At 62.5% G+C, this 24,978-nt stretch carries 24 protein-coding genes, 1 tRNA gene and 1 other RNA gene; 16 read left to right on the top strand and 10 right to left on the bottom strand.

Annotated features, from left to right (window positions below):
• Positions 1-99 precede the first annotated feature (99 nt).
• Together G394_RS0110130 and G394_RS0110125 are read left to right on the top strand one after the other, a co-directional pair.
• Positions 100-561, top strand: coding sequence for a YehS family protein (locus tag G394_RS0110130; protein WP_028577553.1), 462 nt, complete (start codon positions 100-102; stop codon positions 559-561).
• On the top strand, positions 558-1,391 hold the full coding sequence (locus G394_RS0110125; RefSeq protein WP_028577552.1) for a CvfB family protein: 834 nt from the start codon (positions 558-560) through the stop codon (positions 1,389-1,391). Before G394_RS0110130 ends, G394_RS0110125 begins: the two co-directional genes overlap by 4 nt.
• Positions 1,392-1,619: 228 nt before the next feature.
• On the opposite strand, the gene G394_RS0110120 is transcribed toward G394_RS0110125, so the two are convergent.
• Positions 1,620-2,159: a hypothetical protein gene (locus G394_RS0110120; protein WP_156902566.1), complete on the bottom strand. Its 540-nt coding sequence runs from the start codon at positions 2,157-2,159 to the stop codon at positions 1,620-1,622.
• 157 nt (positions 2,160-2,316) lie between these two features.
• Between G394_RS0110120 and gcvH the strand changes: the two genes are divergently transcribed.
• The 4 genes from gcvH (at position 2,317) to G394_RS0110100 (ending at position 7,010) form a co-directional block, all read left to right on the top strand.
• Complete coding sequence (gcvH, locus tag G394_RS0110115; RefSeq protein ID WP_028577550.1) at positions 2,317-2,697, top strand: glycine cleavage system protein GcvH; 381 nt, start codon at positions 2,317-2,319, stop codon at positions 2,695-2,697.
• Positions 2,698-2,800: 103 nt separating this feature from the next.
• Positions 2,801-4,129, top strand: a complete 1,329-nt coding sequence (gene gcvPA, locus G394_RS0110110; RefSeq protein ID WP_028577549.1) for an aminomethyl-transferring glycine dehydrogenase subunit GcvPA — start codon at positions 2,801-2,803, stop codon at positions 4,127-4,129.
• On the top strand, positions 4,126-5,577 hold the full coding sequence (gene gcvPB / locus G394_RS0110105; RefSeq protein ID WP_028577548.1) for an aminomethyl-transferring glycine dehydrogenase subunit GcvPB: 1,452 nt from the start codon (positions 4,126-4,128) through the stop codon (positions 5,575-5,577). Before gcvPA ends, gcvPB begins: the two co-directional genes overlap by 4 nt.
• A 482-nt stretch (positions 5,578-6,059) precedes the next feature.
• Positions 6,060-7,010 carry an HDOD domain-containing protein gene (locus G394_RS0110100; protein ID WP_028577547.1) on the top strand — a complete coding sequence of 317 codons (951 nt, stop codon included), beginning with the start codon at positions 6,060-6,062 and terminating at the stop codon, positions 7,008-7,010.
• Here the strand turns inward: G394_RS0110100 and G394_RS18750 are convergent.
• The 5 genes from G394_RS18750 to hslV form a co-directional block, all read right to left on the bottom strand.
• The gene (locus tag G394_RS18750) at positions 7,007-8,272 is read right to left on the bottom strand and encodes a DUF3999 domain-containing protein (protein ID WP_043775438.1); all 1,266 of its coding nucleotides are present in this window, start codon (positions 8,270-8,272) and stop codon (positions 7,007-7,009) included. The genes G394_RS0110100 and G394_RS18750 overlap by 4 nt on opposite strands.
• Positions 8,269-10,905 (bottom strand): DUF2339 domain-containing protein, encoded by a 2,637-nt coding sequence (locus G394_RS18745; protein WP_051307097.1) that lies wholly within the window; start codon positions 10,903-10,905, stop codon positions 8,269-8,271. The genes G394_RS18750 and G394_RS18745 overlap by 4 nt, the downstream gene beginning before the upstream one ends.
• Before the next feature lie 155 nt (positions 10,906-11,060).
• On the bottom strand, positions 11,061-11,942 hold the full coding sequence (gene argB, locus G394_RS0110085; protein WP_028577546.1) for an acetylglutamate kinase: 882 nt from the start codon (positions 11,940-11,942) through the stop codon (positions 11,061-11,063).
• Positions 11,943-12,123: 181 nt separating this feature from the next.
• Positions 12,124-13,467, bottom strand: coding sequence for an ATP-dependent protease ATPase subunit HslU (gene hslU / locus G394_RS0110080; protein WP_028577545.1), 1,344 nt, complete (start codon positions 13,465-13,467; stop codon positions 12,124-12,126).
• Positions 13,464-14,015, bottom strand: a complete 552-nt coding sequence (gene hslV / locus G394_RS0110075; protein ID WP_028577544.1) for an ATP-dependent protease subunit HslV — start codon at positions 14,013-14,015, stop codon at positions 13,464-13,466. Before hslV ends, hslU begins: the two co-directional genes overlap by 4 nt.
• A gap of 197 nt (positions 14,016-14,212) precedes the next feature.
• Here hslV and G394_RS0110070 point away from each other — a divergent pair.
• Together G394_RS0110070 and ssrA are read left to right on the top strand one after the other, a co-directional pair.
• Positions 14,213-14,289 (top strand) — tRNA-Arg (locus tag G394_RS0110070).
• A gap of 96 nt (positions 14,290-14,385) precedes the next feature.
• Positions 14,386-14,777: a transfer-messenger RNA gene (ssrA, locus tag G394_RS20785) on the top strand.
• Between the two features lie 419 nt (positions 14,778-15,196).
• Here ssrA and G394_RS0110065 read toward each other — a convergent pair.
• Genes G394_RS0110065 through G394_RS0110050 form a run of 4 tightly spaced genes read right to left on the bottom strand, consistent with a single transcriptional unit; the run spans position 15,197 to position 17,996 of the window.
• Entirely contained in the window at positions 15,197-15,619 is a 423-nt protein-coding gene (locus tag G394_RS0110065; protein WP_011700568.1) for a hypothetical protein, read from the bottom strand.
• Entirely contained in the window at positions 15,616-17,202 is a 1,587-nt protein-coding gene (locus G394_RS0110060) for a recombinase family protein (protein ID WP_028577543.1), read from the bottom strand. Before G394_RS0110060 ends, G394_RS0110065 begins: the two co-directional genes overlap by 4 nt.
• Positions 17,195-17,719 (bottom strand): DUF2924 domain-containing protein, encoded by a 525-nt coding sequence (locus tag G394_RS0110055; protein WP_028577542.1) that lies wholly within the window; start codon positions 17,717-17,719, stop codon positions 17,195-17,197. Before G394_RS0110055 ends, G394_RS0110060 begins: the two co-directional genes overlap by 8 nt.
• A gap of 34 nt (positions 17,720-17,753) precedes the next feature.
• The gene (locus G394_RS0110050) at positions 17,754-17,996 is read right to left on the bottom strand and encodes a hypothetical protein (protein WP_028577541.1); all 243 of its coding nucleotides are present in this window, start codon (positions 17,994-17,996) and stop codon (positions 17,754-17,756) included.
• 296 nt (positions 17,997-18,292) lie between these two features.
• Between G394_RS0110050 and G394_RS0110045 the strand changes: the two genes are divergently transcribed.
• The 8 genes from G394_RS0110045 to G394_RS0110010 all read left to right on the top strand — a co-directional run bounded on the left by G394_RS0110045 (position 18,293) and on the right by G394_RS0110010 (position 24,970).
• On the top strand, positions 18,293-18,526 hold the full coding sequence (locus tag G394_RS0110045) for a LexA family protein (protein ID WP_009379056.1): 234 nt from the start codon (positions 18,293-18,295) through the stop codon (positions 18,524-18,526).
• Between the two features lie 33 nt (positions 18,527-18,559).
• Positions 18,560-19,348: a hypothetical protein gene (locus tag G394_RS0110040; RefSeq protein WP_028577540.1), complete on the top strand. Its 789-nt coding sequence runs from the start codon at positions 18,560-18,562 to the stop codon at positions 19,346-19,348.
• Positions 19,338-21,440, top strand: a complete 2,103-nt coding sequence (locus G394_RS0110035; protein ID WP_028577539.1) for a 7-cyano-7-deazaguanine synthase — start codon at positions 19,338-19,340, stop codon at positions 21,438-21,440. The genes G394_RS0110040 and G394_RS0110035 overlap by 11 nt, the downstream gene beginning before the upstream one ends.
• A gap of 173 nt (positions 21,441-21,613) precedes the next feature.
• Entirely contained in the window at positions 21,614-21,940 is a 327-nt protein-coding gene (locus G394_RS0110030) for a hypothetical protein (RefSeq protein WP_028577538.1), read from the top strand.
• Between the two features lie 195 nt (positions 21,941-22,135).
• Positions 22,136-22,720, top strand: a complete 585-nt coding sequence (locus G394_RS0110025; RefSeq protein WP_028577537.1) for a sigma-70 family RNA polymerase sigma factor — start codon at positions 22,136-22,138, stop codon at positions 22,718-22,720.
• 104 nt (positions 22,721-22,824) lie between these two features.
• Positions 22,825-23,160 (top strand): hypothetical protein, encoded by a 336-nt coding sequence (locus G394_RS0110020; protein WP_028577536.1) that lies wholly within the window; start codon positions 22,825-22,827, stop codon positions 23,158-23,160.
• The gene (locus G394_RS0110015) at positions 23,157-24,173 is read left to right on the top strand and encodes a PD-(D/E)XK nuclease family protein (RefSeq protein WP_028577535.1); all 1,017 of its coding nucleotides are present in this window, start codon (positions 23,157-23,159) and stop codon (positions 24,171-24,173) included. The genes G394_RS0110020 and G394_RS0110015 overlap by 4 nt, the downstream gene beginning before the upstream one ends.
• Positions 24,174-24,199: 26 nt before the next feature.
• Entirely contained in the window at positions 24,200-24,970 is a 771-nt protein-coding gene (locus G394_RS0110010; protein ID WP_028577534.1) for an ATP-binding protein, read from the top strand.
• Positions 24,971-24,978 lie beyond the last annotated feature (8 nt).

Here is a 24,978-nt window from a genome sequence, read left to right as displayed (position 1 = left end):
ACGGGGTCAAGGGCCAATATGGCCTGCAGCGCCCCATTTTTCAGATGACCGCCGGACCCATCCCGTGTACTCGGTGGGGCACCTAAAGGAAACACGTACATGACCAACAACGACATCCTGCGCAGACTGCGCTATGCCCTGAACCTGGACAACGCCGCCCTCCTGCGCCTCTTCGGCCTCGGCGGACACTCCTTGAGCCCCGGCGACCTCGACCTGCTGCTGAAAAAGGACGAGGAGCCCGGCTTCGTCGACTGTCCCGACATCCTGCTGCTGGCCTTTCTCGACGGGCTCGTCATCTCCCGTCGCGGTCCTCGCGACCAGGACCCGACCGAGTCCGGCGAGCTGAACAACAACCTCGTCCTGCGCAAGCTGCGCATCGCCCTGGAGCTCAAGGACGCGGACATGCTGCGCATCCTGGAGGCCGGCGGCATGAAGGCCTCCAAATCGGAACTTTCGGCGCTCTTCCGAAACCCTTCGCACCGCAACTACATGCCGTGCCGCGACCAGCTGCTGCGCAGGTTCCTGGCCGGCCTGGCCGCCATCTCACGGGAGGAGTTATGAGCCGCATCGGCACCACAGCCAGCCTGAAAATCATGAAACTGGTCACGGGCGGGGCCTTCCTCGACAGCGGCGACCTCGGCGAGGTCTTCATGTCCAAGCGGGAGCTGCCGGCGGGTGTCGCCGTCGGCGACGAGGTCTCCGTCTTCCTGTACCGCGATTCCGAGGCCGTCCTGACGGGCACCACGGCCCGGCCCAAGGCCGAGCTCGGCCAATGCGCCTTCATGAAGGTCGTGGCCGTGACCAAATCCGGCGTTTTCGTGGACTGGGGGCTGCCCAAGGACCTCTTCGTCCCGGCCTCGGAGCAGTACAAACCCCTGGAAGAGGGGCGCTCCTACGTCATCCTGGTCTACCTCGACGAGCGTACCGGACGCCTGGCCGGGACGGCCAAGCTCCACTCCCATCTGAACGAGGACGGTTCAGGCTTCGTGCCGGGTCAGGAGGTGGACCTGCTCATCTGCGGCTTCTCGGACATCGGCTTCAAGGCTGTGGTCGACAACACGCACCTGGGCCTCGTCTTCCGCGACGACGCGCCGGGCGAACTGCGCTACGGCCAGCGCGTCAGGGGCTTCGTCAAGGCCGTGCGGCCCGACAACAAGCTTGACCTGTCCCTGCTGCCCCCCGGACTGTCCGGCGTGGACATGCTCGCCGGGCGCATCGTCGAATACCTGCGCGCCAACGGCGGCGTTGCCCCGCTGACGGACAAGAGCCCCTCCGAACACATCGCCGCCGCCTTCGGGACGAGCAAATCCGCCTTCAAGAAGGCCCTGGGCAGACTCTACAAGGACCGCAAGATCCGCCTGGAGCCCGACCGCATCGTGCTTATCGACTGAACCGGAAACGCCACGACGTGCCAACGTAACCGCGCCGGCTTCCGACGCGGGCTGGCAGTCGTACAGGACCTGGAACACGTACGGCGTGCGATGCTGGATCGCCGGATGGCGGGGATGGTCAGGCAGGCCAGGACCAGGTGAGACCGGCGACGAAGACTTCCGAAAAAGATGCAGGGGCTGAAAATGCGGATGCCGCCCGAAGGCGGCATCCCATGTACGGACAAGACCTTACTCTTGCCAGTCGAAGATGGTGTCCAGTTGCGGAATGAAAGGCTTGACCGCTTCCCGGTTTTCCACGGAGGTGGCCAGCGTCTTCTCCATTTCCACCATGCTCTGCTTCATCTGCTCGATCATCTGCGCCTTGGAGTCGGCGGGGATGTCCTTGCTGGCCTGAATCTCGTCCACGGACTGCTGCATCTGGCCCAGCACATTCTCGCCGTCCTTGCCGAGCTTGACGGCCATATAGGCCTGGGTCACCTGCTGGGAGACCTCGCTCCAGCTCTCGACATTGAAGCCATGCTTTTTGAGCATGCCTTCGACCTCGCGCTGGTCCTTCAGGCTCCTGGCCCAGTCACCCATGAGGCGGGACGTGCTCGTGGCGTCCCCGTCATCCTCGGCCTCGTCGGCATACTGGTCGAAATAGGGCTTGAGTTCCTGCATGGCACCGATGAACCCCTCCACCTGCTTCGCCCCGAGTCCCGCACACCACGCCCCCTGGGACACGAACAAAAACGCCGGCAACATGACCAACAAACGCCACAACCGCATAGCTTCCTCCTTGCAGTCACGGGCAATGCATAATCGATTTGCACTGTCCCACTTCTCTTCATTGCGCTTTCGTGGCATTATATTTATGTCACCCCGAACTCAAGGGGCTTAGGGGGCAATTCCCCCATATTTTTCCCTACTTCATCTGGAGGCTGGCATGAATCCCAAAGAGCTTATGTATGCAAAATCCCATGAATGGGTCAGAATCGAAGGCGACGAAGCCGTAGTGGGCATCACCCATTTCGCCCAGGAACAGCTCGGCGACCTGACCTTCGTCGAACTGCCCCAGCCCGGCGACCAGGCCCAGGCCGGCAAGGAGATCGGTTCCGTCGAATCCGTCAAGGCGGCCAGCGAGATATACTCTCCCGTCAGCGGCGAAGTCGTCGCGGTCAACAGCGAACTCGAGAACGCCCCCGAGCTGATCAACAAGGAGCCCTTCGGCGCCGGCTGGATGTTCAGGGTCAAGCTGTCCGCACAGCCCCAGGGCCTCCTCGACACCGACGCCTACGCTGAACTCTGCGCGGCCGAGGCCCACTAAACACCACCCCGGCCGCTATTTCCGCTGCGCGAAGGTTCATCGCAGGACCTGACGAACTCCTCGCCTCCGGCTGGATGACCGCGGCCCCATACCCGGAGGCACCATGCCCTTCATTCCGCACACTCCCGAAGAACAGCGGGAGATGCTGGCCGCCATCGGCGTGGACAGCATCGAAGCCCTGTTCGAGGATATTCCCGCAAAATTCCGGGCCGGGGAGCTGAACATTCCCTCCGGCCTCAGCGAGATGGAAGTCCGCCAAAAGCTCGACAAGACAGCGGCCCGGAACCACACGGACCTGACCTCGTTCCTCGGGGCGGGCTTCTACGACCACTACATCCCCAGCGCCGTGGACGCCCTGTGCAGCCGCGGCGAGTTCTACACGGCCTACACCCCCTACCAGGCCGAGGCCTCCCAGGGCATGCTGCAGGCCATCTTCGAGTACCAGACCGCCGTGGCGCGCCTGATGGACCTCGAATACGCCAACGCGTCCCTCTACGACGGCGGCACGGCCCTGTACGAGGCCATCATGATGGCCGTGCGGCACACCAGGCGTTCGCGCATCCTCATCTCCGAGAGCGTGAACCCCATCTACCGGGTCATGCTGGACAGCTATACGACCAACCTCAAGCTCGACCTGGTCACCGTCCCCCACAAGGACTGCAACACGGATATGGACGCCATGCTCGCCGCCCTGAACGACGAAACGGCCGCGGTCATCGTCCAGAACCCCAACTTCTTCGGTACGGTCGAGGATTTCACGGCCCTCTTTGAAAAGGCCCGCGAGCGCAAGATCGTCTCCGTCATCTCGACCTATCCCGTCATGCAGTCGATCCTGAAGACGCCCGGCAGCATGGGCGCCGACATCGCCGTGGCCGAGGGTCAGAGCCTGGGCCTGCCCCTGAGCTTCGGCGGGCCGTACCTGGGCATCATGGCCTGCAACAAGCAGCTCATCCGCCAGATGCCCGGCCGCATCGCCGGCCGCACCGTGGACAAGAACGGCAAGACGGGCTTCGTCCTGACCCTGCAGGCCCGCGAGCAGCACATCCGCCGCGAGAAGGCCACGTCCAACATCTGCTCCAACCAGGCCCTGTGCGCCCTGCGCGCCCTGATGTACATCAGCCTGCTCGGGCCCCAGGGCCTGAAGAAGACGGCGCAGACCGGCATCGAGCGCGCCCATTACGCGGCAAATCGCCTGGAGCGGCTGCCCGGCGTGCGCGTGGTCAACCAGCCCTTCGGCAACGAGTTCACGGTCAAGCTGCCCGTGCGCGCCTACGAGGTCATCGACAAGCTCCTCGACATGAAGTTCGTGCCGGGCTTCCCCCTGGGCCGCTACTACCAGGGCATGGACAACCACCTCCTGGTGGCCTGTACCGAAAAAACCACGAAGCAGTGCATCGGCATCCTGGCCGAACTGATTGGAGGCGCCCTGTGAAAACCCTTTTCCAAGATTCCTCCAAGGGACGCACCGGCGTGTGGCCCAAGGAACCCAAAGGCAACACCGAGGCCGACATCCCCGCCTATCTGCTGCGCGACACGGCGCCGAAGCTGCCCGAATTGTCGGAGATCGACGTCATCCGCCACTTCACCCGGCTCTCGCGCCTGAATTACAGCGTGGACAGCAATTTCTATCCCCTGGGGTCGTGCACCATGAAGTACAACCCCAAGTTCACCGAAGCAGTGGCCGCCCAGCCGGGCTTCACGAACCTGCACCCGCTCATCCCGCAGCTCAAAGGGGCCGGGCACATGACCCAGGGCGCCCTGGAGGTCCTCTACGAGACCGAGCAGCTCCTGGGCGAGATCACGGGCATGAGCGCCTTCACCCTGCAGCCCATGGCCGGCGCCCACGGCGAGCTGACGGGCGTCATGCTCATGGCCGCCTACCACAACGACAAGGGCAACAAGAAGACCAAGATCATCGTGCCCGACTCGGCCCACGGCACCAACCCGGCCTCGGCGGCCATCGCCGGCTACGACGTGGTCTCCATCCAGTCCAAGAACGGCATGATCGACCCCGACGAGCTGGAGAAGGTCCTGGACGACGAGGTGGCGGGCCTGATGATGACCTGCCCCAACACCCTGGGCCTGTTCGAGTGCGGCCTGGAGCGCATCGTCAAGCTGGTCCACGGCGTGGACGGCCTGCTCTACTACGACGGCGCGAACCTGAACGCCATCATGGGCAAGATGCGCGTGGGCGACGTGGGCTTCGACGTCGTGCACCTGAACCTGCACAAGACCTTCGCCACGCCCCACGGCGGCGGCGGGCCTGGTTCCGGACCCGTAGGCGTCAGCCAGCGCCTGGTCGACTTCCTGCCCATCTCACGCGTGGTGAAGCTGGAGGACGGCCAGTACTACCTGAACTACGACTATCCCAAGTCCATCGGCTACATCGCGCCCTTCTACGGCAACTTCGGGGTCATCCTCAAAGCCTACGCCTACATCCTGCGCCTGGGCCGCGAGGGCATCGTGCGGGCCACGGAGAACGCCGTCCTGGCCGCCAACTACCTCCGCAAGCGCATCGAGGAGCACCTGGAAATCCCCCACGACCGCATCTGCATGCACGAGTTCGTGGCCTCGGCCGCCAAGCAGGCCGAAAAGGGAGTGCGCGCCCTGGACATCGCCAAGGCCCTGCTGGACAAGGGACACTACGCGCCGACCATCTACTTCCCGCTCATCGTCAAGGAATGCCTCATGTTCGAGCCCACCGAGACCGAGAGCAAGGAAACCCTGGACGGCTTCGTGGACGACCTGATCGAGATCCTCGGACGCGTGGAGACGGACCCCGAGTCCATCCACGACGCCCCGGTGACCACGCCCGTGCAGCGGCTAGACGAAGTGCGCGCCGCCCGCAGCATGGAGTTGGTGGACGACGCAGGACTCTAGCAAGCCTAAATATCAATCTACAAAGAGAACTTAAAGCCCCCGAAAGGGGGCTTTTTCATTGAAAAAATAAAATAACGACAAAATTTTATATGTGATATACTATAATTTTCATTTCAAATTAAAATTCATATATCGAGTATTTTGTCACTCAAGACAGCACATAACAATTCGAATTTTTGGATAAATCAGACAAATTTACTAGAGATTAAAGGAATTCAGAAAATGACAATGGATACGAACGCTCGAAACACGTTGCAAGGCAAATAGAAGTGATATAATTCTCCTGCATCGCTGACCGACTGCATGTAGGGAATTCCATGTCATACACTTTTGTAATACCTGCGCTCTTGACCCTCGCCGGCCTTGGATATGTATTCCTTATGCGCAATACTGACCCGAAGGATGTTGCAGGGAGTGGCACCGTTTCGACGCATCTGCCTCCGTCATTCGGGGAAAGAAACGCGTTTTCGGAATGGGAACTCGTGCTTTCCCGCGCCTTGGACCACATCTACGGCGGCACCCATGCCTCCACGGAAGTGCAGATGACCCATGTCTACGAGGCGCCGCCGGCCCTGACCGTCACGGCCATGACCAATCTGGTCAAGGCCTTCGAGAAAGTCGGCACACTGCACTCCTCCCTCTCGGCCCTGGACAACCCCGACGCCAGCATGAAGGACCTGGGCGACCTCGTGACCCGCGATCCCCTGCTCTCGGGGAGGGTGCTCAAGACCGTCAATTCGCCGTTCTTTCGCACGGCCATGGACGTCAAATCCGTACATACGGCCGTGAGCATCCTGGGCCTCGTCAACCTGAAGAATCTCATCGCCTTCGGCGTCCTGCCCTACTCCCTCTACAAACACCCCGTTCACCGCCGCATGTTCAAGAGCGTCTGGCAGCACATGAACGCCACGGCCATCACCGCGGCGCACATGGCCAAGGCCCGCCAGGACCTGGACAGCGGCACCCTCTACACGGCCGGCCTCATGCACGACATCGGCAAGCTCGTCCTCGTGCTGCTGATGAAGAATCCGGACGAGAACGCCGATTACCCTCAGAACCTGAGCGCCGAATACGAGAGCCTGACGGTCACGCACCTGCAGGCGGCATGGGTCATGGCCACGTCGGGAAGCATCCCGGGCCAGCTCAAGTCCCTGGTCCTGGACCACCACCTCCCGGCCCTGATCCCAGTCCAGCAGCTGGACTGCAACGCCGAGCACGCCAAGTACCTGACCGTCCTCTTCCTGGCCAATCAGGTGGCCAAGCTCATCGCCCCGGACGGCACCCTGCTCGACGACGTGAGTCGGCTCGACCGCCTGGATCCCAGCTACCGCGAGATCTTCTCCCAGGCCGAGGCCCGGGAGATCCTCCTCTGCCCGGGCCTCATCGACGACATCCTGGCCAACTTCCGGGTGGTGCAGGCGTCCCTGAACTAGGCGCGGCCGGCCCCGTCCATGCCTCGGGCCAGGTGCCAAGCCATGGCCCCGAGCAGGGCCACGCCCAGGCCCAGCACCGCCCACAGGGCGATCTTCGTGTATTCCAGCGGCGGTTTGAGGCGTCCCTCTCCGCCAAGACTCCGCCATTCTCCCAGCACGGCCCGCCCCATGGGCGCATCGGCCCGGCCGCCGGCCAGCATCGGCGCCAGCAGGTCCTTACCCGGCTGCACGCCAGGGTTGCCGACGGCCAAGGTGTAGGGGCCGGCGCCCTGGGCCATGAACACGAGTTCGTGCGGCAGCCAGCCAGCGCGCAGCGGCTCAGGTGTCCCCTGCATGGCGACCCGCAGCCTCGGCAACGTCCCGCGCAACGGCAGGCCGGGCCCAGCCAAGCGCTGCCCGTCCACCGTCAGCCGGAACAGGGTGCCGCGGGCCGCGCTGCGCCAGCCGTCACCCGACGGCGTGAACACCTCCACCCCTACCACGCTGTCCTCGTCACCGCCCAGATCGAGCAGATCGACGGGCAGCCCCGCCGGCAGGGCGTACTCGTACGTCCCGGACTCCACGACCGCCCCGGCCAGAGGGACGAAGCGGCGCACGGCTTGCCCCGTCCCAGCTTCCCCCAAGGCCGATTCCAGGCCTGACAGGTCCTGGTCCGCCGACAGAAGATAGTATTTCCAGGCCCGCCCCGACAACTCGACTCGGTCCTGCAGGATGCGGCCGCCGGGATGCTCCATGCGCGCCAGAACCCCGCCGCCGGCGTCGCGCCACGTCGCCAGGTCGTCGCTGCCGCGCACGGCGACGCGCAGCATCGTGTCGCCGCCGCCCAGCCCGAAGCGAAGGGCACCAAGGCCAGATGGCGCAGCCGTGGCGTCGAGCAGGATCATGCGGCTCTCACCGGCTGAAGGACGGACCAGGGTTTCGACCACGGCGCCGCGCTCCGAGGTGCGCACCTGCAGGCGGAAGTCGACGTCGCCGCTCCCTCTGACAGGCCCGAGCCGGAAAAGTGGCAGGCTCACGGCCGGGACGGGCTCCGCAGCCACCCTGCGCAGATGCATGGGCACCTCTTCCCCGGCGGCGTTGAAGACGCGCACATCGCCCAAGTCGGCGCGGGCGCTGGCGTTGTAGACGGCAAACGGCAATTCGAGGCGCTGCAGGGAATGGCCCGGCCCGGCTTCGAGAACGAAGCCGCCGGCGAAATCCATGGGCGAGACCGCGAAAGCAGATACAGGTATAAGCAGGGCCAGAAGCAGGACGAAGATCATTTTCCCTCCTTGGGGGGCAGCGGACAGAAATACCCCATGACGAGCATGAGCAGGCCCACGCCCAGGAACGATACGATGCGCGCCACCGTGCCGATGCCGTCGAGATCGACCGAAAAGAGCTTGACGACCACCACGGCCAGGAGCCCCGCCCCGGCCAGCCAGGCGCGCCGGTTCGCGCGCCTCCAGCCCAGGAGCATGGCCGCCAGGGTGGCCACGGACCACAGCACCGAGCACGAGGCCTGCATGACCGCAGAACGGTACAGGGCCTCCACGGAATAGGGGACGCCGCCCAGGAAATGGACGCTGCGGGCCAGGACCACGTTGGCCCACGCAAAACCGCCCGCCGCCAGGAAGGCCGGCAGCCGACGTTCCGGGGAAAAGGCGCCCAAGGCCTTTTCCCTGTCTGCGGCCCTCGCCCACGCGGCCAGGGCGGCCAGAACCAGAGCCTGGGCCAGGTCCATGGGGCTCAGGACCGGGATGTACGGCAGCGGGTACGGGTCCCCGGCGGACAGGCTGACGGCCGCCCACCACAGGCACAGGAACACGGCCGGCACGGCCCCGGACCGCAAATAGGCGGCGCGGTGGCGGCGCAGGGGCCAGTCCAGGGGCGCGGACACGGCCGCCAGCAGGAGCAGGACGCCCGTCACGGCCAGGGCCGCGTCGGCCCAGCTGCCGGTTTGCAGCAGCCGGAATGCCTGCCAATGGGCCTCCCGCCCCGCCAGTACCGCAACGAGCAGGCCAGCGGCCGAGTGCGCCCAGCCACGGGCCCGCGGGGTCCATTCGTTCTCAAGAGCACGCAGGGCGGCGAAGAGCGTGGCCAGCGCCAGAGGCCAGGCCAACCAGCCGTGGTTCACTGAGGGGTGGCTGTCCCAGTTCAGAGCAGCCGGGAGCGCAAGCGCGGCCGAAGCCTGGGCCAGATGGCGCGCCGCTGGCCACGCCGTCCTTCGCTGCAGCAGGAACCAGACGCCCAAGCTGGCCGTGAGGGCCGCCACCAGGGCCGGGCCGTCGTGGGGAGAGAAGCGCAGATACAGGGGCCCGTACCACCACGCCGCACCCCAAAAACCTGCGACCGCCGGCATGAATTCCTCCTGCCGCAGACGCGCGGCGGGAAAGGCCCACCACGCCCAGGACGAGGCCAGCCCGCCCGCGCCGAGAAAAAGACCGGCCAGCAGCTGCCCGTCGTCCAGGACGGGTTCGACGCCGGTCAGGCTTGCGGCGAAAGCCGCGGCCGCGCCGAACTGCAACAGGACGCCGAAAACCCGCGTGACCAGGCGCTTCTGGCGCAGGCCGAGCCAGACCATGCCCGCCCCCTCCAGAGCCCAGGTCGAGGCGGTCCAGGTGGCGTCCAGGGCCATGGGCACGGCCAGGGACACGAAGATGACGCCCAGGGCCAGATGGGCCTCGCCCAGCAGGCGTAGCCCCGTCCCCGTGGTGCCTGCCTCGGCCCCATCGCCCCCGGCGGAAAGGCGGCGGATGCCGCCCAGGGTCAGCAGGTACCACAGGGCCAGGCCCAGGCAGCTGAAGGCCCCGCCCATGTCCGTGTCGCGCACCAGCCCCATCTGCAGGGCGAAGGCGGCCAGGGGCAGGCCAAAGACCAGGGCGCTGTCCAGACGCGGGTTCTCGCGCGGGGTCCGGGCGAAGAGGATGGAGACGGTGCCGTACATGATGAAGAAAAGGATGAGGAAGGGCTCGGTGCTGGCGAAGTACTGCGGCGCGTAGTAGCGCGCGCCCCAGGCCGCGCCGATGCCGAAGGTGCAGGCGAAGCCCAGGAGATTCAGGGGGCGCCAGGTGCGGCGCCAGGCGATGCCCAGCACGCCCGTGTTCAGCAGGGCGTAGTAGGCGAAGAGGTGCACGTGGCTGCCCTGCCCGGTGGACAGCAGGACCGGGGCCAGGAACCCGCCCGCCGCACCGAAGAGGGCCAGGGACATGGCGTTCTGGGCCACGGCCAGGACGCCGGAGAAGACCACGACGCCGGTCATGAGCGCCAGCGCCGCCACGGGCGGCAGCATGCCGACGTAGCGCGCCGCGGCGAAGATGGTCAGGTACAGGACACCCACGCCCCCGCCCTGGACCAGTAGGGCGTAGACCGGCTTGCTCCGCCGCAGCCGCCAGCCCAGGACCAGCAGGGCGATGCCCAGCAGCCCGGCGCCGGACATGCGCATTTCCACGGACACCAGACTGTGGTCCGCGGCGTACTTGAGCAGAAAGGACACGCCGAAAAAGAGCACGACGATGCCGACTTTGACCACGGGGTTCCCGCCCGCGAACCAGTCCCACACCGTCCTCACCCCTTCCCGGACCCTGGCCTCGAAACCCGGCAGGGCCGCCTTCGGCGCAGGCCGTGCCGCGGCCGGCCGGGCAGGCGTCTCCTCGGAAAAGACGAATTCCCCTTCGGCGCCATCCGCTGCCGGTGCAGCTAGGGCCGGCACGTCCGCTCTCACCGCGCCCGCCCTCTCGGCTGCGACACGCCCCTCCAGTTCGCGGAGCCTGCGTTCCAGGGAGGAAATGCGCGACACCAAGGCGAGACAGACGGCGCACAGCACCGGCAGGACGAGGAAGACGGGGCTGCGCCAGAAGGTGTCCGCGGCGCCGGCCAGGGCAATGAAGGTCAGAATGACGAGGAAGATGCGCACGGCGCCTCCGGTGCTGACGGATTCGGCCGCGGAGGTAGCCCCGGGGCCGCATTGCAAGGCTTTGCCGCGCAGCGGCGGCAAAGGCAAGGGGCGCAACGAAAAAGGCCCGGCCTCCGCGCTGACGGAAACCGGGCCGCATATCGCGCACGGAACGATTACTTGCTGACGATCTCGGAGCCGATGCCGCCCTGGGTGAACATTTCGAGCAGAATCACGTTCTCGATGCGGCCGTCGAGGATGTGAGCTTTGGACACGCCGCCGTCCACAGCCTCCAGGCAGCACTTGATCTTGGGGATCATGCCGCCCGTGACCACGCCCTGCTCCAGGGCGTGGGCGGCCTGGTGCAGGGTCATGGAGGAGATGAGCTCACCCTGCTTGTCGAGCACGCCGGCCACGTCCGTCAGCAGGATGAGCTTCTTGGCGCCCACGGCCACGGCCACGGCGCTGGCCACGGAGTCGGCGTTAATGTTGTAGGTGTTGCCTTCCTCGTCCACGCCCACGGGGGCGATGACGGGCACGAAGTTGGCGTTCTGCAGGGAGGTGATGACCGAGGTATCCACGGCCACGACCTCGCCGACCTTTCCGAGGTCGATGATCTCGGGCGGCGCGTCGGAGCGCTCCACGGCCATCTCCAGCTTCTGGGCCCAGATGAGGCGCCCGTCCTTGCCAGACAGGCCCACGGCCCGGCCGCCCTGGGTGTTGATGAGGTTGACGATCTCCTTGTTGACCTTGCCCACCAGCACCATCTCGACCACGTCCATGGTCGCGTCGTCGGTCACGCGCAGGCCCTGGCGGAACTCGGACTGGATGCCCAATTGCTTCAGCATGTTGCCGATCTGCGGCCCGCCACCGTGCACGATGACGGGGTTCACGCCGATGTAGCGCAGGAGCTGGATGTTCAGGGCGAAGCTCCGGCGCAGGGCCTCGTCCTTCATGGCGTGGCCGCCGTACTTGATGACGATGGTCTGGCCGTAGAACTCGCGGATATAGGGCAGCGCCTCCAGCAGGATGGAGGCTTTGAGTGCGTCGTCGGTCATGGTTCCCCCGTGGGCTTGATGGTGCGGAATGGTGCCGGGATAACGGCGTGACGGGTCACTTTGGCAAGGCGGGGGAAAAAGTTCAAGGGCTGCGAGCGGTGAATCGTGAATGGTGAATGGAAAGGCGCCGTCTTACCCGGGCCGCCTTGTCCACTCACCATTCACCACGCGTTGGAGGATGTTAGAGGATGTATCTCGTCAGGTCCCGGTTCTCCTGCACGTCATGCAGGGCATGGGCCACATAGTCGCGGTCGATGGTCACCGTCACGCCGCTCATGTCAGGCGCATCGAAGGACAGTTCGGCCACGATCTTCTCCATGATGGTGTAGAGCCGGCGCGCGCCGATGTTCTCGGTCTCCTCGTTGATCTTCTGGGCGAAGCGGGCGATCTCGTTCAGGGCCTCGTCGGTGTACGCGACGTTCACGCCCTCGGTGCCGAGCAGCGCCTTGTACTGCACGGTCAGGGCGTTCTGGGGCTCCGTGAGGATGCGGTAGAAGTCGTCGCGGGTCAGGGCCGAGAGCTCCACGCGCAGGGGGAAGCGGCCCTGCAGCTCGGGCACGAGGTCCGAGGGCTTGGACATGTGGAAGGCGCCGGCCGCGATGAAGAGGATGTGGTCCGTGCGGACCATGCCGTACTTGGTGTTGACGGTGCTGCCCTCGACGATGGGCAGCAGGTCGCGCTGCACGCCCTCGCGGGACACGTCGGCCTTGCCGCTGCTCCCCCCGCCGCCGCAGATCTTGTCGATCTCGTCCAGGAAGACGATGCCCGACTCCTGCACGCGCTCGCGGGCGATCTCGTGGACCTTGTCCATGTCGATGAGGCGCTCGCACTCGGACTGGATGAGGATGTCGTAGGCGTTCCTGACGCGGACCTTCTTGGTCTTCTTTTTCTTCGGGAAGACTTTCGAGAGCATGTCCTGCATCTGCATCTCCATGCCCTCCATGCCGGGGATGGCCATGGCCTGCACCCCGCCCGAGGACTGGACCTCGACCTCCACCAGGCGGTCGTCGAGCTTGCCCTCACGCCAGAGCTGGCGCAGCTTCTCGCGCGTGGAGTCGGCGGCCCGGGACTCGGGGCCGATGTAGTCCACGCCGGCCGACTCCAGGGGCTTGGTCGGCAGGAGCACGTCCAGCAGACGCTCCTCGGCCGTGGCCTCGGCGCGCACGCGGACCTTGGCCTCCTCCTCCTGGCGCACGAGGTTGACGCCGATCTCCATCAAGTCGCGAACGATGGATTCCACGTCGCGGCCCACGTAGCCCACTTCCGTGAACTTGGTGGCCTCGACCTTGAGAAAGGGCGAACCGGCCAGCTTGGCCAGGCGGCGGGCGATCTCGGTCTTGCCCACGCCCGTGGGCCCGATCATGAGGATGTTCTTGGGCGCGATCTCCTCGGCCAGCTCGGGGTCGAGCTGACGGCGGCGCCAGCGGTTGCGCAGGGCGATGGCCACCATGCGCTTGGCCTGGTTCTGGCCGACGATGTACTTGTCCAGTTCGGACACGATCTCTCTGGGGGTCAGGGTGTTCATCGGGAAGTCCTGGTCACGGTCTCGAAGACCACGCGGTCGTTGGTGAAGACGCAGATCTCGGCCGCGATCTCCATGGAGCGGCGCGCGATCTCCTCGGCCGATAGGTCGGTGTTGCGGCGCAAGGCCCGGGCCGCGGACAGGGCGTAGGCCCCGCCGGAGCCGATGGCGGCCACGCCGTCGTCGGGCTCTATGACGTCGCCGGTGCCGCTGAGCATGAGGATGGTTTCGGCGTCGGCCACCAGCAGCATGGCTTCCAGGCGACGCAGGTATTTGTCGTTCCTCCAGTCCTTGGCCAGCTCGACGCTTGCGCGGACGAGGTTGCCGCCGAATTCTTCAAGTTTCGCTTCAAATTTCTCGAACAGGGTGAAGGCGTCGGCCGTGGACCCGGCGAAGCCGCAGACGATGCGGTCGCGGTACAGCCTGCGGACCTTGCGGGCCCCGTGCTTGACGACGATGGCCTGTCCCAGGGTGACCTGCCCGTCGCCGGCGATGGCCACGCCGTGGTCGTCCTTGACCGCGAGAATGGTGGTTCCGCGCATTTCTGGCATGTTCTCTTCCTTGTTGTGCGCCCTTAAAGGGCGCGTGAGTGAAAAATCAAAAATGGGCACTCCCCCGCCCTTGTCAAGGCAATGCCCCGGATTTGCCGGAAAAACGGGTGGTTGCGAGACGACAAAAAAAATTTTCGGTGTGCGCAAAAAACTGCTTGACGATCGGGCGTCATGCACATAGAAACCGACTTCTCGACGCGCCCGTAGCTCAGTTGGATAGAGTGCCTGACTACGAATCAGTAGGTCGCATGTTCGAATCATGCCGGGCGCACCATGAGCGAAACAAAGGAGCAAACGTTGTTTGCTCCTTTTTTCTTACCCTTGCCAGTCGTGAAAACGGTCTTATAAGTTTGACCGTGTTCTTTGAAATGGGGCCGCCCTGGTTTCGACGGGGATGATGAGGCCAAAGTCGCAGGTCGAGGCGCTGGGAGGTCCTCGTTAAAACCCAGCATAAACATAATTGCCAACGACAATTATGACTACGCAATGGCTGCCTAGTTAAATAGGTAACCGTTGCATGACGACCAAGGTCGTCACATCCGTGCGGTGGATGTCTGATAAGCCGTATCCGGGTGGCAAACCCCATCAGGCTGGCGAAAGGTTACTGTCTGGATGACCAATCGCGAGACAAATTCCGGGCTGGCGCCAAGGAAGCCCGTTCAGGGGCTAACCGTGGAGCGAGAAGCAAAACCTGATCTAAACCTGTAGAAGCTTTGCGCGGAGCATTCTCGGACGGGAGTTCGATTCTCCCCGGCTCCACCATTTAGAAAAGACAAACCCGTCTCTCTGGGGTCATTCTCCGGGGTGACGGGTTTTCTTTTTCCCCTTGTTTCTAAAGGGGTTGCGCCCGTTTCACATCTTTCCAAAGCACCTCTTCGCACCATCGATTCTCCCCATCCTCCCGCCTTTCTTTCTCTGTTTGGCCCCTGATTCTCTGTTTTCTCCGGACCAAGTCCGAAGCTCGTCCGGAAAGCTACATCCTTGATTGATATGGGTTTGCGGCTGATTGCCATTTTTGGCGGTTGTCTTAGGGCGTCGTTCGATGCCGCAACCGGACGTTTTTTTCGAAATCGCCCGCCTCGGCCATGAAAAGAAGCGCGGTCAACTCCGGCTTCCTGCCCCCTAAAGAAGAAAAGCCGACGCTGATGGTCGGCTCTCTGGGGCGGTCTCCGGTCCGGTCGTCAGTCGGTGGCAAAGCCGAACTGGCGGCGCTGCTCGGCCCAGTCCTCTGGAAAGGTCTGGGTCAGCTTGGCCAGCGAGAGCCCGTTGGGTTCCTCACCGTTGATCAGGGCTTCGACGATGTCGGGGGCCAGGGTCGTCAGTTTGAGGATGCGGGCCACATACGAGCCATCGACGTCAAGGGTACGGGCAAGCTCGCTGATGGACTTGATCTGGCCGGATTCGAGGATGTCGGCCCAAGAAAAGGCCCTTCCCAGCGCCTGGAGGACGGCGGACTGCACCGGTTCCTGCGCTCCGGTGATTTCTCCATCCAGTGCCTGGGGAGCGATGACCGTCTTGCGGCCGCGCATGCGCCGGATCAGCATCGGGATATGGATCTGCAGGTTGCCGTTGTCGGCTACGGTAATGGTCGGCTTCATTTTCATCGGCTTGCCCTCCGTTCGGTGACTTCGCATGCCAGACCGGCCAGCTCGGCGATGAGCGTAGTCAGCCCGTTGGTGCGCAGCTCCATGTCGATTCCGGTCTCGCGGATCTCGACCTTATCCACCAGGAGGCGGATGAGCCGGTTTCGCTCCACCGGGAAAAGGTCCTCCCAGAAGCCCTCGACATTCTGGAAGGCCTCCGAAACGTCCTGTTCCGTGATGTTGTTCCCCCGGTAGGCTCTGCATCGCTCGCTCACGTGCGTCAGTTGTTTCGAGAGCTCGACCGCCTGGCGGTTGACGGTCGTGAGCATCTCGGTCTTGCCCGGCTGATCGTTGCCGGGTTTCATAAGTTCGATGGCTTGCTCCCGCGCCTGCGACAGCTCCATTTCGAGTTGGGCTTTCTGCTTGAACAGCCGCTCCCGCTCCACCTGCTCGATGTCCCGGGCCGCGAAGTAGGTTTTGGCCACCAGCGTCGGCGTGCGGAACACCGCGCTCAACTGCTCGACCACGGCCTGCTCGATGTCCCCGGCGGGAATCCGTTTGAGGGGGCACCGGCTCACGGTCCGCTTGCTGTCCTTCTGGCAGATGTAATAGGTGTAGTGGCGGCCGTTCTTGCGGGCGTAGGTCGGTCCCATCGCGCATCCGCAGTGGCCGCAGCGGATGACGCCTTTCAGCGGGGCGACCATTTTGGTTCTTGCCATGGAAACCTTGACCGGTTTGTTGTCCTCCAGGATGGCCTGCACCTTGTCCCAGGTCGTCCGGTCGATGATTCCTTCGTGCTCACCGGGGTAGCTGCGATCCTTGTGGGCAATCTCGCCGATATAGACCCGGTTGTTCAGCAGCCGGTAGATGTGGCCTGTATTCCATTCTGAGCCCTCGCGAACCTTGCCTTTCTTGGTGGTCCAGGCTTTTGTGCGGTATCCCTGTTCGTTCAATTCCTGGCCCAGCTTCTTGGCCGAGCCGATCTGGATGAATCGGCGGAAGATGTACTGCACCGTCCTGGCTTCATCCGGGTTGACCAGCAGCTTCTTGTTGTCCCGGTCGACGTCGTATCCAAGAATGGGTACGCCGCCGCAGTATTTCCCCCGGCGCTTGGCGGCCGCCACCTTGTCCCGGATGCGCTCGGCGATGACCTCCCGCTCGTACTGGGCGAAGGTGATCAGGATGCCGAGAAACATCCGTCCGGTGGGGTCGGTGGTGCTGAAGTGCTGGGTGACCGAGACGAAGCTGACACCCTTCTCGTTGAAGAGGTCGATCATCTTCATGAAGTCCAGCAGCGAGCGGGACAGCCGGTCGACCTTGTAGACCACGATCACGTCAATCTTCCCGGCATTGATGTCCGCCAGCAGGCGACGCAGCCCCGGGCGCTCCATGTTTCCACCCGAGAATCCACCATCGTCGTAGCGATCCGGCAGAGCCGTCCAGCCACGCATCCTCTGGGCTTCGATATAGTGTTCCGCCGATTCCCGTTGCGCATCCAACGAGTTGAACTCCTGTTCGAGACCTTCCTCGTGGCTCTTGCGGGTGTAGATGGCACAGCGCAGGGTCTTGTTTTTGCCCGGCGCGACATTGCTGTTATCAAGCATCCGAACCTCCCTCGGCTTTTCTGCCGTAAACCTTCTTCAGTCCGAAAAAGACCTTGCCGTTCCACCTGGTCCCGGTGATCTCCCTGGCCACCGCGCTGAGCGACCGGAAGGTGCGGCCTTCGAACTCGTAGCCATCGGCAAGGACGATCACCTCATAGCGCCGGTCGTTCCAGACCCGCACCAGTCTGGTCCCGGGCAGGATCGCTTCGTTCGATTTCCGCTCTTCTGGGATGCGTCGATTGACAGTGGCGACCGGGTCCTCCTTGGCGGCCTGCTGGAGATGGACCTTGGCCTGTTCGGACAGCCCGCCGTAGAAAAGCTCCTGGATGCGATAGGCCAGCCGCTTGATGAGGAATTGTTTCTTGTACTGGGGTGGCTCTTCTCCGTAGAGGTCGAGCCATTTTTCCCGGAGCTGCTCCAGGGACATGGATTGCAGCAGGGCCATCTGCCGAAGGACTGAGTTTCGGGTTCGGTCCTGGATCTTGCCGCCGGTGGCGGCGTTCTGTAACTCATTCATTTTCAACTCCTTATTTTGGTTTCCGGACGAGTTGTCATGAATGAATGCTCTGTTCCGGCAATGAATCAAGTCCTTCTCCGAGCACAGGGGAAGAATCTTCGAAAACCTCTAACTCATTGCCCACACATGCGTTTTTTGCCATTCGGCGCAGGATCGCCGTGGCCAGAATGGAGGCGGCTGACTGGAGCCTCGCCTCACCCGACAGGCGGCCGGGTTTGCCGTTTTTGTCAAGGTCATCCGTCCCTGGCCCATCATTCATTTCCTGTACATCCAACATCGAACACCTCCGGTTGGACCGGGGGGCTGGATGGCGTGGATACCAGAAAACGGCGGCGGTCGGGATGCGCGTTCTATGGCACCCACAACCGCCTCAGCTCCGCCTCTGGTCGGTTATCTGGTTACATCCGGCTTGAACCGGACTTGCGTTCGTTACCTACCGGAGGGACGTGCAAGATGACGGAATCAGACGAGAAGTCCTGTTTTTTTGATTGACCTGATGTTCATCAGGTCGTATATTTTGTGGTCATAAATTGGGCTTAATCCGCTCAGTGGCTACGACACGGAGCAATCGCCATGGGAAAGAAAAAGGTATCGGAAATAACCGACCCACAAGCAAACACGCTGAGGGTCATTTGCCAAATCATCGATGAAAAGGGGTTGCCGCCAACGGTGAAAGAATTGTCGGAAGTCCTTGGTATCAGCCACGCGAGCGCCCACGAGCAGATCGCTCAACTGGTACGGAAAGGCTATCTGAAGAAAGAAGCTCGTAAGGCCCGAAGCATCGTCGTCATCAGGAGGCCCGAATAACGATGCTGGGTCGCGAAAAATAAGGAGATCGACATGGGGCACGTCAGACTTGGAAGCCTTCCGAGGTCGAGGGCATGGAAAGAGGTGGTCGGCCTGATCACGGCCGGTGCCGACGTGTCCCAAATCGCAAACGCAACAATCCGGGCAGCCGATAAAGCATTCACCTTCGTGCTCAACGATAAGGGGTTCACCGAGGCGGTCTGGTTGATGACGCAACTCGCCATTGCCGCAAAAAAGGAGAACCTCGGCGAGCATCTCCAATCCCTCGGCGTCAACCTGCCGCAGGATACATCTCTTCCCGATCTTGCAGCCGCAGTCTCCGAGGCCCTGGATAACAAATTGGAGTCCAACGGTGGCCGATCCGACCTCGGTGAAATGTCTCAGCGTGCATTGGTCGGAGCCCTGGTAGAGCACATCTCACCAAAACTGCCGTCTCTCTTCGCCCCCGGGCCAGATGATGTTCGGGCCGCACTGGCAGCGCTCGGGAAAAAGCGGGAGTTCGGAGAGCTGTCGCGGACTTTCTTCGCCAAGCTGACCAACGAGAGCATGAACTACTTCCTCTCAAAAACGCTGGCTACCCATCTGGGCGAGGGCCAGCGCTTTGCCACCATGAATGAAATGGGACAATTCGAGAAGGCTCTGAACACGCACTGTAAAGAGGCGTCCCTGATCGTCGAGCAGTTTTCAGCAGTTTGGTTTTCGAAGCACAGGTACGAAGAAGGTGGTGACATCTCCAGGGAGTCTTCCAATGGCTTCGCCTCTTACGCGCTGAAAAAGATGAAGGACGAGCTAAAAGAAGGAGCGCGAGCCGATGCAAGATAAACGATATATCATCTGTGGGAACGCACCGACCGATGGGATTGAAGAAAATCCTGACCGTGATCTGCGCCTGCGCCTTTGGGGCAAGGATGGGCCGGACAAGATCACCCTACGCATTGAAGACATCCACAAAAAGATGAGCAAGGACGTGCCTGATTCTTTCCAGGACCTGCTCGAAATCGCCACCTACGTTTACAGTGCCGATCAGGCCATCCCACGAGGGGCCGACGACGTCGATTCTTTTGGCCATGGCTGGCGCAGGGATCTGCACTTCATCATCCCGGTGCGGAAGCCAGATTTTTGGAACGGAGACGATATCCACCAGGCGCTGCGCTCCACGCTTGGTTTCTTGTCTGACGACAACTATCACTTCGAGTTCGTCAAACTGAAAGAGGCTCAGGCATTCCAGGGATATCTGAAATTTGATGATGACGGACGGCTCTTCGGCTATCCGGAACAGGTAGTGATGTTTTCAGGTGGGCTGGACTCGCTGGCGGGAGCCATCGATGAAGTTCTGAATGAAAAACACAAGGTCGTCCTTGTTACCCACAAATCGACACCGAAGCTCAACACGCGCCACCGGCGACTGGAAAAGATGATTGCCGACAAGGCTGGGGAAAACGCCCCGCTACACATCGGCGTCCGGGTCAACAAGAACAAGGGGCTGAACTACGAGTACACCCAGCGCAGCCGATCCTTCCTCTATGTGTCTATCGGGGCGACCATCGCAAAAATGCTCAATCTGAAAAGCGTCCGTTTTTACGAAAACGGGGTCATCAGTTTGAATCTGCCGGTCTGCGCTCAGGTAGTCGGCGGCCGGGCAACACGCACCACCCACCCCAGGGTGATCCGAGGTTTTCAGGAAATCATCAGCCTGGTGGCTGGCGAACCGTTCACGATTGAGAATCCCTACATCTGGAAAACCAAGGCCGGTGTCATCGAGGTGATCACCAAGGCCGGATGCCAGGACATGATCGCGGCATCGACCACCTGCACCCATACCTGGGAGATGACCAATCACCATACGCATTGCGGAACGTGTTCCCAGTGTATCGACAGGCGTTTTGCCATGATTGCGGCAAAAGCCGATCAATATGACCCAGTGGAAGCCTATAAAGCCGACATCTTCACCCAAAGCCGAAGCAAGGACGAGGACAAGATCATGACAGCCGCGTACCTGGAGCGTGCCAATCAGGTACGCGAGCAGGACGACATCACCCAGTTTATCGCCCGATTCAGCGAGGTCAGTCGGGTCTTCCGCTACCTTAATGGGAACTCCGGAAAAGTGGCCCAGAAGGTCTATGACCTTTACAAGCGCCACGCCAAGGAGGTCTGCGATGCAATGGACACAATGGTTGGCCGCAACATCACCGCCATCCGCCAACGCACCTTGCCGGGAGACTGCCTACTCAGGACGGTCTATGAATCGGGATCGGTAATCTCCGTCCCCGCCATTCCGGTTGAGCAGAAGCAGCCGGACAACTACTTCAGGAAGCGCGGGGGTGTCTGGGCGGCACGCTTTAACGGCAACGCCGAAGTGCTTGTGACGGGTGTTGATAAAGGGGCCGAGTACATCAATTTCCTCCTGGCAAGGCCGAACAAGGAAACCTCGGTCTACGAGATCGTCTGCGGGTTCGCCATCGATAGCTGCAACGCGGTCCTGAACTCCAATGAGACCGATGAAGGTTTTCAGGTCACCCAGGGGGTTCCGTTGGGTGATACCGGCTTCGTTGCCGACCGCAAGGCCGTCGAGCAATACCGGGAGACGGCTCACGAGCTTCTTCGGGAAATTGAAGAAGCCCGGGCAGAAAACAACGATGCCGAAATCCAGCGGCTCGAGAACGAAATGACCCAGATCACCGCCGCAATCAACGAGGCGGTTGGTCTGGGTGGCAAACTCCGGAAATCCAACGACAAGCGGAAGAACATCCGCGACGCCTTCCGGAGTGCCGTGAACCGGGCCATCACGTATCTGGAAAAGTATGACAAGCCGCTGGCCGCCCACCTGAAGGAGTCCATCAAGTGCGGCAACGAACCGGTCTACCGGACCGAAGAGGAGATCGTTTGGGAGGTCCGCCCGATAGTCAACGAGTGACCCGGGGCCACCCAGGAAGAAAAAACTAAAAAATATTTCCGCTACGCCAAATGTAGCCATTGCGACGCCGGATGTAGCGCCTTCCCCAATGAAGGCGCGATCCGGCGTTTTTTATTGGTCAGCACAGGGTTGGCCACCGGGCGTGCCAGAACTTCCGAACAAGGAGACTGGCAGTGGCACAAGTCAACAAAGCACACCTCACCCCACCGAAGCGGCGACTCATCGAGTTGATGCAGGACATCAACTTCGGCCGCATCACCAACATTCCGGTCCGCGACGGCGAGCCGGAACTCACCCCTGACACGGTCATCGAGCGCGAGATCAAGCTGGCTGGACAGAGCGGTCCCCGGCCCGAGCGCGACCAGGATGACTTCATTCTCAAGCAAGAGGTCGTGGCGCTGCTGGAGCACCTCGCGCAGATGGGCAGCGGAAAAGTCTGCCTGCTCGAGATCAAGCACGGTCTGCCGTTCCTGATGCGCATCGAGGAACGGGCAGCCTGAACACGTAACGACCTGAACCCTTAGACACTGGACAACAAGCTGGACGCATGGCGGAGGCTGTTGTGGGTGTCGCCGAGCCGAATACGGCAATTGGCGGCGTACCTGCGACCCCTTCGCCCACGCGACAGCTTTGTCCTGTGATCTGGCCCGTGCCGACACCCACGCGGACCTCCTCCTCGCTCCGAGGAGGCCCCGATGGTTTCTCAGAATTCTTACGACGGCATCGACAAGTATGCCGCCGACCTCATTCGGCACAAAGCACGTCAACTCGTAGGCAAGGCCGGATTCACCGAGGACGACAGACCCGACCTCGAACAGGAACTGATGATCGATCTGCTGCAGCGGATGCGGCATTTCAATCCCGCCAAGGCCAAGAAGACCACCTTCATGGCCCGGATCGTCGAACGTCACATCTCCACCATTCTGGAGGCCCGGTTCGCCCAATGCCGGGACTGGCGGCTCTGCCAAACATCACTCAACGAACCCCTCGACAACGGTGAGGGCGACAGCACCGAGCGGATCGACTTCCTGGATAGCGAAGGCTCTCTTGGGGGCGGCACACGCGAAACAAGAGAGCGCCTCGCCCATGAGATCCGCATGGATCTCGGCCAGGCCATCGCCTCGCTGCCGGAAGAGCTCCGGGATCTGTGCTTGCGCCTGCACGACAGCACCATGGCCGAAGTCGCCCGGGAGATGTGCATTCCCAGAACCACCCTCTACGACCGGCTGAACAAGCTCCGGGACGCGTTCCGCGAGGCCGGACTCGAGGACTACCTGTGATCTCCGACGCATCGACTCCGGCTCCGGTAAGTAAGCACCGTGCCGCATGGTGCGGCTATCCGGGGCCTCGGAAATCAGAACCTGAACAAAAGAGGAGTTCAACCATGACTCACGACACCTACAAGTACCGTTTTGACGAGTCGGTCCCGGCCCAGGAACTGGAAGACACTTTCATGCTGGCGATGCTGGCTGTCGAAAGCCTGCATGGCCGTTCCCGTGTGCGGATGGAGAGCCGGTTCAATCTGGACAAGGACCGCCGCACCTGCGTGATCGACGCATCCACCGATGTCGGCAGCGACCTCGCCCGCATCTTCACCGGCTTCGCCACCAAGGAATACGGCGAACGCTCGGTCCTGATCGAACGTACCCAGCCGTCGGGCTGCGCCTGTGCCTCCAAGCATCGCGCAGCGCCCGCCGCCGAAGCGGGGGTGGCGGTATGAGCGAGCTGATGACCACCACCTATTCCATGTGGCGGCTGTTCCGCAACTGCCGCATGGCCTGCAAGTGGCGCTACATCGACGAGCTGGTGCCGCTCGAGCGCGACCCCAATCTGGCCTTCGGCTCGGTCATCCACGACTGCCTGGAGTGCTGGCACGGCGAGCGGTATCTGGCCAAAGTCCTCGACCACATCGACCGGACCTATCCGAACCGTGCGCAGGACGATCATCAACAGGCCGACTGGCATCTCGCCAGGGCCATGATGAGCGTCTATGCGGAACACTATCCGGCCGAAGAGTTCGAGGTCGTCGCGCTCGAGAAAACCTTCGAAGGTCCCATCGTCAACCCGGCGACCGGGGCGACCTCGCGCAGTTTCATTCTCGCCGGAAAAGTGGATGGCATCGTCCGTCAGGATGGCCAGTACTTCCTGCTGGAACACAAAACCGCCTCGCAGATCGACGCCAGCTACCTGGAGCGGCTCTGGACCGATTTCCAGATCATCCTCTACGCCTGGTACCTGGAGCAGACCCTCGGCATCACGGTCAGCGGCATCATCTACAACGTTCTGGTCAAGGCCAAGCTGCGCCAGGGCAAGGGTGAGACCGAAGCCGAATTCGAGGCCCGCCGGGCTGAGCTGATTGCCAAGTCGAAAACCGGCAAGAGCAGCGCCAAGCGCAAGCTACCGGAGGACGACGAGACCTTCCAGCAACGGCTCCAGGAGAAGTACCTCGAGCCGGGCATGTTCCATCGCGAGGTGCTCTACATCTCCCGAGACCAGTTCGAGGAACTGCGGGCGGAGCTGTGGGAACTCTCCAAGGCCATGCTCGACGCCCGTCGGCGCGACACCTTCTACCGCAACACCAGCTACTGCTTCCAGTACGGAAGACCCTGCGCCTACTTCCAGCTCTGCCGCTCGGGCGGCAACCCCAACGTCATCGAAAACCATTTCCAACGGATCGCCCCGCACGAAGAGCTGCGGGACGGAGCCGGTGAAGACGCCGCTCCGGTGTTTTGAAATCCCAACCATAAGGAGACGAAGCCATGCTTCCCAAGACCAAAAGCAAACCCAAACACACGCTCTCGGACCTCACCGCCCTGGTGTACGGCCCGAGCAAGATCGGCAAGAGCACCTGGTGCTCCAAGGCCGATGACGCAGTGTTCCTGGCGACCGAGCCGGGCCTGAACGCCCTGGAGGTGTTCCAGACCCCGATCACCTGCTGGGACGACCTTCTGCAGGCCTGCGCCGAAATCGCCGAGGGCAAGCACGAGTTCAAGACCATCGTCGTCGACACGGTGGATAACGCCTACAAGATGTGCTCGGACTACGTCTGCAAGAAATTCAAGATCGAGCACGAATCCGACCTGGGCTACGGCAAGGGCTACGCGCTGATCAACAACGAGTTCCAGCGCGTCATCAACAAGCTCGCCTTCCTGCCCTACGGTCTGATCCTGATTTCCCACTCCCAGGAGCGGGACATCGAGACCCGGACCGGCAAACACACCCGCATCGTGCCGACGCTGCCGGAAAAGGCGCGAAAGCTGGTCACCGGCCTGGTGGACCTGATCCTGTTCTGCGACCTGGACATGAAAACCGGCGAGGACGGCAAGCCGGTATGGCAGCGCGTGATGCGCACCAAGCCCAGTCCCAACTACGACGCCGGTGACCGCACCGGCCGACTCCCCGAAGTCATCCCCCTCGATTTTTCGAGCTTCGTGAAAGCGTTCAACAACACGGCAACCGGAGCTGCGGCGAGTGCCGCCCGGCCGAAGCCGGAGCCGACCGCGAGTGCGGCGGCGAAACCTCAACAGTAAGGAGATCC

Origin of the sequence: Desulfomicrobium escambiense DSM 10707 (assembly GCF_000428825.1) — a bacterium.
Classification (GTDB): Bacteria; Desulfobacterota; Desulfovibrionia; order Desulfovibrionales; family Desulfomicrobiaceae; genus Desulfomicrobium; species Desulfomicrobium escambiense.
The sequence above is the reverse complement of the archived record's forward strand: the minus strand, read 5'-3'. Positions and strand labels throughout refer to the sequence as shown.